General features: G+C 63.8%; 5 protein-coding genes. 1 reads left to right on the top strand and 4 read right to left on the bottom strand.

Annotated elements, in window-relative coordinates; genetic code table 11:
- Positions 1-154 precede the first annotated feature (154 nt).
- Complete coding sequence (locus ACYVDE_RS10970; RefSeq protein ID WP_460501558.1) at positions 155-592, bottom strand: BLUF domain-containing protein; 438 nt, start codon at positions 590-592, stop codon at positions 155-157.
- A 125-nt stretch (positions 593-717) separates the two neighbouring features.
- Here ACYVDE_RS10970 and ACYVDE_RS10965 point away from each other — a divergent pair, with 125 nt between their 5' ends.
- The gene (locus ACYVDE_RS10965) at positions 718-1,710 is read left to right on the top strand and encodes a Rossmann-fold NAD(P)-binding domain-containing protein (protein ID WP_460501557.1); all 993 of its coding nucleotides are present in this window, start codon (positions 718-720) and stop codon (positions 1,708-1,710) included.
- Between the two features lie 126 nt (positions 1,711-1,836).
- Here the strand turns inward: ACYVDE_RS10965 and ACYVDE_RS10960 are convergent, their stop codons facing one another.
- The 3 genes from ACYVDE_RS10960 to ACYVDE_RS10950 form a co-directional block, all read right to left on the bottom strand.
- Positions 1,837-2,646 (bottom strand): TerC family protein, encoded by an 810-nt coding sequence (locus ACYVDE_RS10960; RefSeq protein ID WP_460501556.1) that lies wholly within the window; start codon positions 2,644-2,646, stop codon positions 1,837-1,839.
- 160 nt (positions 2,647-2,806) lie between these two features.
- Positions 2,807-4,156: a CitMHS family transporter gene (locus ACYVDE_RS10955; RefSeq protein ID WP_460501555.1), complete on the bottom strand. Its 1,350-nt coding sequence runs from the start codon at positions 4,154-4,156 to the stop codon at positions 2,807-2,809.
- Positions 4,157-4,445: 289 nt separating this feature from the next.
- Positions 4,446-7,083 (bottom strand): TonB-dependent receptor (locus ACYVDE_RS10950; protein ID WP_460501554.1); only part of this gene is annotated, 2,638 nt, incomplete at its 5' end.

Below are 7,083 nucleotides of genomic sequence, written 5' to 3'. Positions count from 1 at the left end.
CGCGGATGCCGCCGCCCTCCATCACGAGGTTGCGGTAGCGCGGCGGGGCGGCCGGCTGCGCCTGGGCAGCGCGGCCAGCCAGCCAGATTCCGACAAACAACAGCAGCAGGCGCAGCTTCATGGGCCAAAGGTACCGCCGGGCGGCAAGCCGGGGCTACTCGTCGTGGGCACGGCCCTGCACGAAGTCGTGCAGAAACTGCGCTACCGCCTCGGTGGGGTGCGCGGCCAGGCCGGGCGCAGCTTTCAGGGGCAGAAAGCCGGTGACCTTTTCCAGCATCCGGGCATCGGTGGGCGCGTAGGCCATGCGCCAGTCGGGGAAGGCGCGCTCGGCAATGGGGCCGTAGGCGAGGGTGCGCACGGCGTAGTGGCGCGGGTCGGCCTGAATGCGGGCATAGAGCTGGCTTAGCTCCGGCTCGGGGCCTTCGAGCACCTGCATAAACTGGCCGTGGGCGTGCAGCAGCAGGCCGCTGAGACGGGTGCGCTCGTTGTGCAAGCGGGCCTTGCGCAGCAGCGGCGGTAGCGTTACCTCGTGCACGGCCCGGGAAGCCTGGCTGCGGTATATCAGGGAGTACAGCGTGGGGTGCGGGGGCATAGGCAGGGCCGGGTTGGTGTAACTAAGGCGCTCCAACACCGTTGGGAGCAAAACGGTGCCCGCGGCGGCGGTGGGCCCGGTATCTTTGCGCCCGTCCCACCGTTCACCCTCTCTCGATTTTCCGCATGGCCACCACTCCCGGCGACACTGAAACCACTGTATTACCCGGCGCTGTGCTGGTCATCGGCGCCTGCGGCCAGCTCGGCCTGGAGCTGGTGGCGGCCCTGCGCCAGCGCTACGAGCCCCACCTGGTAGTGGCCGCCGACGTGCGCCCGCCCAAAGACCCCGGCATGCTGGCCGGCGGCCCCTTCGAGCTCCTCGATGTGCTCGACCGCACCCGCCTCGACAAGCTCATCCGCCAGTATCGCCCCAAGCAGATTTACCACCTCGCCGCGCTGCTCTCGGCCACGGCTGAGAAAAACCCGCTCTTTGGCTGGCAGCTGAACATGGACGGCCTGCTCATCGTGCTTGAAGCCGCCGTAGCCCACGGTGTGGCCCAGGTGTACTGGCCCAGCTCCATCGCCGTGTTCGGCCCCGATACCCCGCGCGATAACACGCCGCAGGTCACCATCATGAACCCCAACACGGTGTACGGCATCAGCAAGCTGGCCGGCGAGCAGTGGTGTGAGTGGTACCACCGCAAGCACGGGCTGGATGTGCGCAGCCTGCGCTACCCCGGCCTCATCGGCTACAAGAGCCTGCCCGGCGGCGGCACCACCGACTACGCCGTCGACATCTACCACAAGGCCGTGGCCGGCGAAAACTACGAGTGCTTCCTCGAAGCCGACACGTATTTGCCGATGATGTACATGCCCGACGCCCTCAAGGCCACGCTGGACCTCATGCACGCGCCGGCCGAGCAAATCAAGGTGCGCACCAGCTACAACCTGGGCGCGATGAGCTTCTCGCCGGCCGAAATCACGGCCAGCATCCAGAAGCACGTGCCCGGTTTTGAGGTAACGTATAAGCCCGATGCCCGCCAGCAAATCGCCAACTCCTGGCCCGCCAGCATCGACGATTCGAAGGCCCGCCAGGACTGGGGCTGGCAACCCGATTTCGACCTCGACAAGATGACGGCCGACATGCTGCTGCATCTGAAAGAGATGAAGCAGGCGTAACGGCTGGACTCAGCCGACCAGGCAAAAAAGCAGCACGTCTTTAACGAAAGACCGTCATGCTGGGCTTGTCGAAGCATGACGGTCTTTTTTGCCCTGCCAGTCTGACGGCTCAGCTACTGCCCTTCCCTACGCCTGCTGCCGCGAAGCTTCCGCGTCTTTAGGTGCGGCCGGGCGGTTGCCGCCGGCGTGGCGCGGCACGTTGAACAGCACCGACGTAGCCCACGGCACGGCAAACGCGGCCACCGTGAGCACGGTGATGATGACATCGGCGGTTTCGCTCTCCAGCGCCTCACTCACGAAGTGGCCGGGCGCGAAGTGCGCCACCAGCGAGAGCACTAGCTTGAGGCCCAGCAGCCCGATGACGCCGAAGGCCGCCGTTTCGAGGAACGGGTATTTGCCCATGAGCAGCACGAAGCCCTGCGCCACCAGCCGCATGGCCAGAATGCCGATGAACACGCCCACGCAAATCAGAATCAGGTTATCGGTGAAGGCGACGACGGCAAACACGTTATCGATGCTGAAGGCGAGGTCCATCAGCTCAATCAGAGCCACGGTGGCCCAGAACTTGCCGAACAGGCCCAGCGTGTTGCGGTAAAACCAGCTTTTTTCTTTCTCAATCTTCTCCTCGTCGTGCGGTGGGCCGGCCTTGAAATGGTCGTAAACCAGGTACAGCAGGTAAAGCCCGCCGAGCGGCTTCAAAAACCAAAACTTGATGAGAAACGAAGCGAATACAATGCACAAGCCTCGGAAGATGTAAGCCCCGAAAATGCCGTAGCGTAGCGCCTTCTGCCGCTGCTCTTTGGGCAGGTCGCCCACCATCGTGGCCAGCACGGCGGCGTTATCCACCGAGAGCAGGCTTTCGATGATGACCAGGTTGCCGACGATGGCCGCCGAGGCCAGCGGGTTGTGCAGGATTTGTTCGATTTCGTGGTTCACGGGGTAAAGCTAGAGGAAACGAAGGCGGAACACCGTAGAGACGCACGCATACTTGCGTCTTGTCGTTGGGCGAGCGGCCCCGCAACAGACGACATAGAATAAACAGCATCGACGATACACAGTTCAATGGCCGCAACCGACGAGACGCAAATATGCGTCTCTACAGCGCGATAATGCCCAGCAGTAGCGACACGGCCAGCATCACGAGCACCGTGCCGCCGGCCCATTTCAGCGTGAAGCGCTGATGCGCGCCGATGTCGACCCCGGCCAGGCCCACCAGCAGGTAGGTGGAGGGCACCAGCGGGCTCAGCAAATGCACCGGCTGGCCCAGCAGCGAGGCCTTGCCCATGGTGGCCGCGCCAATACCGAACGCGGCGGCGGCTTTGGTGAAAAACGGCAGGATGCCGAAGTAAAACGCGTCGTTCGACATGAAGAACGTGAGCGGCGCGCTCACCAGTCCGGTCAGCACCGGGAAGTGCGGGCCCCAGGCGGCCGGCACCAGTTGCACAAACGTCTGAGCCATGGCATCGACCATGTGCGTGCCATTGAGAATACCGGTGAAAATGCCCGCCGCAAACACCATCGCCGCCACCGACAGCGCATTGCCGGCGTGGGCCGCAAACCGCTGCCGCTGCTGCGCCAGGTTGGGGTAGTTGAGCACCGCCGCCAGCGCAAACGCCAGCATGAACAACACCGGCAGCGGCAGCAGCTCGCGCACCAGCGCCACCATCAGCGCGATGGTCAGCAGCGCATTCACCCACAGCAATTTGGGGCGGCGCAGGGCTTTGTCTTCGGGCGAAAGCTCCAGGTCGGGGCCCTCGGGCAGGGGCTGCGGCAGGCCGGCGGCGAGGCCGAATACCACGGCTTTTTTCTTGTCGGCCTGGTTCAGATGCTCCAGGCTCAGGCGTTTGCGCTCGCGCTTGCCGAAGCGCCAGGCCACGAAAAACACCCACACCAGCCCCGCGCCCATCGCCGGAATCAGCGGGTTGAAAAGCTGGGTGCTGTCGAGGTGCAGCACGCTCATGGCGCGGGCCGTGGGGCCGCCCCAGGGCAGGATGTTCATCACGCCGCCCACCAGCATGTTCATGCACGTCAATATCAGCGGGTTGATGCCGAGCTGACGATACAGCGGCAGCATGGCCGTGACCACGATGATGTAGGTGGTGGCGCCGTCGCCATCGAGCGACACGAGCAGCGCGAGCAGCGCCGTGCCGATGATGACTTTCAGCGGGTCGCCGTGGGCCACGCGCTGGATGCGGCTGATAACCGGGTCGAACAGTCCGGCGTCCGTCATCAGCCCGAAGTAGAGGATGGCGAACACCAGCATGATGCCCGTGGGCGCAATGTTCTTGATGCCGTCGAGCATCATCGGCCCCATCTGCCCCCCGAAACCGGTGAGCACCGCGAAGGCCACCGGCACCAGCAGCAGCGCCGTGATGGCCGACAGACGATTCGTCATAATCAGCACCATGAAGGTGAGAATCATGGCAAAGCCAGCGAGTGCGAGCATGGTCGTGGATGAGAAAGGGGAATAATTTAGAACAGTCATGCTGAGCACAGTCGAAGCATCTCTACCGCTTCGTTGCTTCCTGTTCTCACCAACCAAGGCAACGAATTTGTCCCACCTCATCCGTTGCAGCAAACGAGTTATTTGCGCGGAAGAGATGCTTCGACCAGCTCAGCACGACGGTTCTATTTAAAAGCTGTAGGGGCGGGGCTTGCCCCCGCCCGTCGTTGAACGATGCCATTGTGGCGGCCCTGAACGTCCGGGCGGGGGCAAGCCCCGCCCCTACACTATGTTAAAAATTGAAGCGCAGGGCCGAGAAATAATACGCGCCCAGGAAGCCAAACTGCGAGGTGAAGCGCGTGTAGGGCGTCTGGCCCGAGGCCCGGAGCGAGGGGAAGGCAATTTCGTCGGGGTACACGTCGAACAGGTTGTTGGCGCCCAGCGTGAAGCCCACGCGCGGCGTGAAGTTGTAAGTCAGCGACGCGTCGGTGATGACTTTGGCCGAGAAGGTCTGGTCGAGCTCGGCGGTGCTCTGGATGGCGGTTACTTCGCCGAAGCGGGTGGCACGCACCAGGCCTTCGAGCTTTTTGAAGCGGTAGTTGGCCGAACCGATGAACTTGGAGCGGGGCTGGGCCACCTCAATCAGGCCAATCATCACGCGGTCGACGAGCGGGGTGCCGAGGTTGGCCAGCGAGGGCGGCGTGCGCACGTCACCCACAACTTTGGTGGCATTCAGGGCCATGGCCAGATTCAGGCCGAAATCCTGGTCGCGGCTCATGCGCTTGCGGTAGCTGGCCACCACGTCGAGGCCGCGGGTGCGGGTATCGAGCGCGTTTGAGAAAAACTGCACCTGGGCGTAGCCCGAGCCGTTGAACACCGGCGCGAGGGCCGGCTTGGTAGCATCGAGCTGGCCCGAAATCACTACGCGGTCGGTGATGTCAATCTGGTAGGCATCGGCCGTGAAAGTCAGGTCGGGCGTGACCTGGGCGGTGAAGCCGAGGTTGTAGTCGAGGGTGGTTTCGGCCTTGAGCTTGCCCACGCCGAGGGCCTGCACGTAGGGGTTGTCGTTGCGCAGGTGGGCGATGGGGTACGAGTCGAACACCCCGTTCAGCGTCAGCCACTGGGCGTCGGCGTAGTTGGAGTAGTAGAGCTGGTGCATCGACGGCGCGCGGAAGCCGCGGTTGATGGAGCCGCGCACCGAGAACATCTCCGAGAACTTGTACCGGGTCGAAATCTTGCCGCTCACGTTCGAGCCGAAGTCGGAGTAGCGCTCGAAGCGGCCGGCCACGCCCACCAGGAATTTATCGGTGATGTCGCTGAGCACGTCCACGTACACGCCGGCGTTGTTGCGGGTGCGGCTCACGGCGTTCACGGCGGCAATGCCCTCGCGGCCGCTGCTGCCCACGTCGGGGTTGTTGGTGGTGACGGGTCCTTTCTTCCAGGAAGCCTCGTCGCCGGCCAGCAGCTCGTACTGCTCCACCCGGAACTCGCCGCCGTAGCTCAAACTCAGCGATTGCAGGCTGCCCACGTTCTCGAACGATTTCGACACGTTCACATTAGCCAGCACCTGCCCAAACTTGTTGGTGCCGGTGTAGAAATCGGTGGGCGAGGCGCTGCCGTATGAGGGGTTAACGGTGTGGTTGGCGTAGGTCTTGATGATGTTCTGGCCGCCGCCGAGGCTGAAATCGAGGTTCCAGCCGCCGGCCGTTTTGCGGCGCAAACCCACCGTCGAGGCAATGTCATCCACCGTGGCTGGGAACACGGGGTTGTAGCCGTTCGGGAACAGCGAGAGCACGGCGCGCTGCTTGTTGCTGGGATTACGGAAGAAGCCGTAGGCCACCATTTCCTTGCGCGAGTACCCGCCGAACGAGTATAGCCGCCAGGCATCGCCCAGCGCCACCTCGCCGTTGTAAAAGAACTGGCCCATCGTGTTTTTGGCCGTGCCGTAGGTGGTCACGTGGCGGTTGAAGTTGTTCTGGGCTACCAGCGCGTCGTCCTTGGCTTTGTCGGAATCGTACACGCGGCCGGTGTAGTCGCCCGAACGGTTGGTGGGCGTGTTGTAGTGGCCTTGGGCGGTCAGGTTCAGGAAACCGTCGCGCTTACCCAGCGGCAGGCCGTAGTTCACGCCCAAGTCGAAGGTGTGGCCGTCGCCCATGGCCGTCACGCCGTAGTTGCCGTTGATGATGCCGCCGCGCGGGTTTTTCTTCAGCACGATGTTCACGATACCCGCAATGGCGTCGGAGCCGTACTGGGCCGCCGCGCCGTCGCGCAGAATCTCGACGCGCTCGATGGCGGCCGTCGGGATGGCATTCAAATCGGTGCCTACCGAGCCGCGGCCCACCACGTTGTTCACGTTCAGGGCGGAGGACTGGTGGCGGCGCTTGCCGTTGATGAGCACCAGCGTCTGGTCGGGGCCGAGGCCGCGCAGGGTGGCCGGGTCCACGTACGAAGTCACGTTGCTGATGGCGTGCTTGGTCGAGTTGAACGAGGGCGCGGTGAAGTGAATCATCTGGCCCAGCTCGGTCTGGCCGGTTTTGGTGATTTCCTTGGCCGTGAGCACGTCCACGGGCACGGGCAGGTCCACGTTGGTGCGGGCTTCGGAGGCGCGGTTGCCCACCACAATCACATCGGCAATGGCGTGCGAAGTGGTTTTCATGGTTACGTCCAAAGTGCTGGCGCCGGCGGGCACGGGCACTTCGCGCAGCTCGTAGCCCACGTAGGTTACTACTAGCACGTCGCCATCCTCCACCTCCAGCGTGAAGCGGCCTTCGGCATCGGTCGTGGTGCCGCGGTTGGTGCCTTTGATGGCCACCGAGCTAAAGGCCAGCGGCGACTGGTCGTTGCCATCCACCACCCGGCCCTTGAGCGGCCGGCGGGCCAGCGCCCCGAAATCGTTTGGGGCCGCCGCCACGGCCGAAGCCAGCGAAGCC

The sequence above is a fragment of the Hymenobacter agri genome, assembly GCF_054778495.1.
The sequence above is the reverse complement of the archived record's forward strand: the minus strand, read 5'-3'. Positions and strand labels throughout refer to the sequence as shown.

Bases quoted from the DNA above. Each gene is read 5' to 3' on its own strand.
- ACYVDE_RS10955 (WP_460501555.1), bottom strand. From the start codon at position 4,156: ATGCTCGCACTCGCTGGCTTTGCCATGATTCTCACCTTCATGGTGCTG.
- ACYVDE_RS10965 (WP_460501557.1), top strand. From the start codon at position 718: ATGGCCACCACTCCCGGCGACACTGAAACCACTGTATTACCCGGCGCT.
- ACYVDE_RS10970 (WP_460501558.1), bottom strand. From the start codon at position 592: ATGCCCCCGCACCCCACGCTGTACTCCCTGATATACCGCAGCCAGGCT.